The sequence below is a fragment of the Micromonospora sp. NPDC049171 genome (assembly GCF_040648275.1).
GTDB lineage: Bacteria > Actinomycetota > Actinomycetes > Mycobacteriales > Micromonosporaceae > Micromonospora.
In genome coordinates this window covers 1-1,386 of sequence record NZ_JBEZDJ010000068.1, presented here as the reverse complement: position 1 = coordinate 1,386, position 1,386 = coordinate 1, and the positions used below count along the sequence as shown (strand labels likewise).

The window sequence follows — 1,386 nt, the reverse complement described above, 5'->3', positions numbered from 1 at the left end:
GCACACGCGGGATTTGAGGCTCTGTTGCAAACATTGGTGACGGCCGGGCAGCGTCACCCCGTCTGGGGATCAGGCAGCATTGGCAAAATGCTGATTGAGCACGTCCATGGCCTCGGTCATGACCGAGGGGCCAATGCCAAATGCTCTTTCGATCAGACGCACCTCTCCCCTGATCCCTGGCTGCAGGCACCATGCCCGGGCTTGCCCTTTGCGCAGGGCGCGCATGACCTCGAAGCCCTTGATCGTGGCGTAGGCTGTCGGCATCGATTTGAAACCACGCACGGGCTTGATCAACAATTTGAGCTTGCCATGGTCGGCCTCGAGCACGTTGTTCAGGTATTTTACCTGCCGGTGTTCGGTTTCCAGGGCGAGCTTCCCTTCTCGTTTCAACTCGGCGATTGCGACGCCGTAGCTGGGGGCCTTGTCGGTGTTGAGTTTCGTTGGCTTCTCCCAGCCCTTCAGCCCGCGAAGGGCCTTTCCCAGAAAGCGCTTCGCGGCTTTGGCGCTGCGGGTCGACGAGAGGAAGAAGTCGATCGTGTCGCCCCTTTTGTCGACCGCCCGGTACAGGTAGGTCCATTTGCCCCGAACCTTGACGTAGGTCTCATCCAGACGCCAGCTCGGATCAAAGCCTCGCCGCCAGAACCAGCGCAACCGCTTCTCCATCTCCGGCGCATAGCGCTGCACCCAGCGATAGATGGTCGTGTGATCGACATCGATGCCACGTTCCGCCAGCATTTCCTCGAGATCGCGGTAGCTGATGCCGTACCGGCAGTACCAGCGGACCGCCCATAGGATGACCTCGCCGGTAAAATGCCGCCCTTTGAAATCGTCCATCACAACCGACCTTACCAATCCAAGGGCCCAACCTTGGCAACCGCATCAGAGTTTGCAACAGAGCCCCTTGCCGGATGTCATCCGAATGCCTCCCGAAAAACTATGTGCCTCAGCCGAACGGCGCGACGCCGCTCAGCACGCGGATGCCATGCGGGAATGGCGTGTTGGGAGCTTGCGGCTGCCCGTGAACCTCCACCGCCATCGACGCTTGTCCTAGCGATAGCAGCAGGCAGAAAAGCGTCGCGTTCTCGCCTTCGATCGCATCCAGCGGAAAAGGTTTGAGATAATCGAGTATCGCTGGCGCGCGCTCGACCATGACGTCGTAAAGGAGCATGATGTCTTCCATCGAAGCTTCGCAGCGCGCCTTGGTGCGCGCCTCGATGGTTCGCCCCGCCCAACGGTCCACCAGCGGCTCGAGATCCTTGAACCCGGCGGGCAGGGTGGTCGCGATCTTCGCGTCGGTCATGCCAGCGCCTCCCGCACGGTGCTCGCCTTCACCCATTTATCGAGGGTTGAATGGAGATGGCGAATGGCGACCTCATTTTCCTGCAG

At 60.5% G+C, this 1,386-nt stretch carries 2 protein-coding genes; both read right to left on the bottom strand.

The features are described 5' to 3' along the window. Nucleotides 1–69 precede the first annotated feature (69 nt). A complete protein-coding gene (locus tag AB0B14_RS36715) occupies nt 70–834 on the bottom strand; it encodes an IS6 family transposase (protein ID WP_063142267.1) in 765 nt (254 codons plus the stop codon). Nucleotides 835–943: 109 nt separating this feature from the next. Continuing rightward, entirely contained in the window at nt 944–1,300 is a 357-nt protein-coding gene (locus AB0B14_RS36710) for a hypothetical protein (RefSeq protein ID WP_086486214.1), read from the bottom strand. Nucleotides 1,301–1,386 lie beyond the last annotated feature (86 nt).

What these genes read in the sequence shown, in the direction of transcription:
- AB0B14_RS36715 (WP_063142267.1), bottom strand. Translation starts at nt 834, where the DNA reads ATGGACGATTTCAAAGGGCGGCATTTTACCGGCGAGGTCATCCTATGG.
- AB0B14_RS36710 (WP_086486214.1), bottom strand. Translation starts at nt 1,300, where the DNA reads ATGACCGACGCGAAGATCGCGACCACCCTGCCCGCCGGGTTCAAGGAT.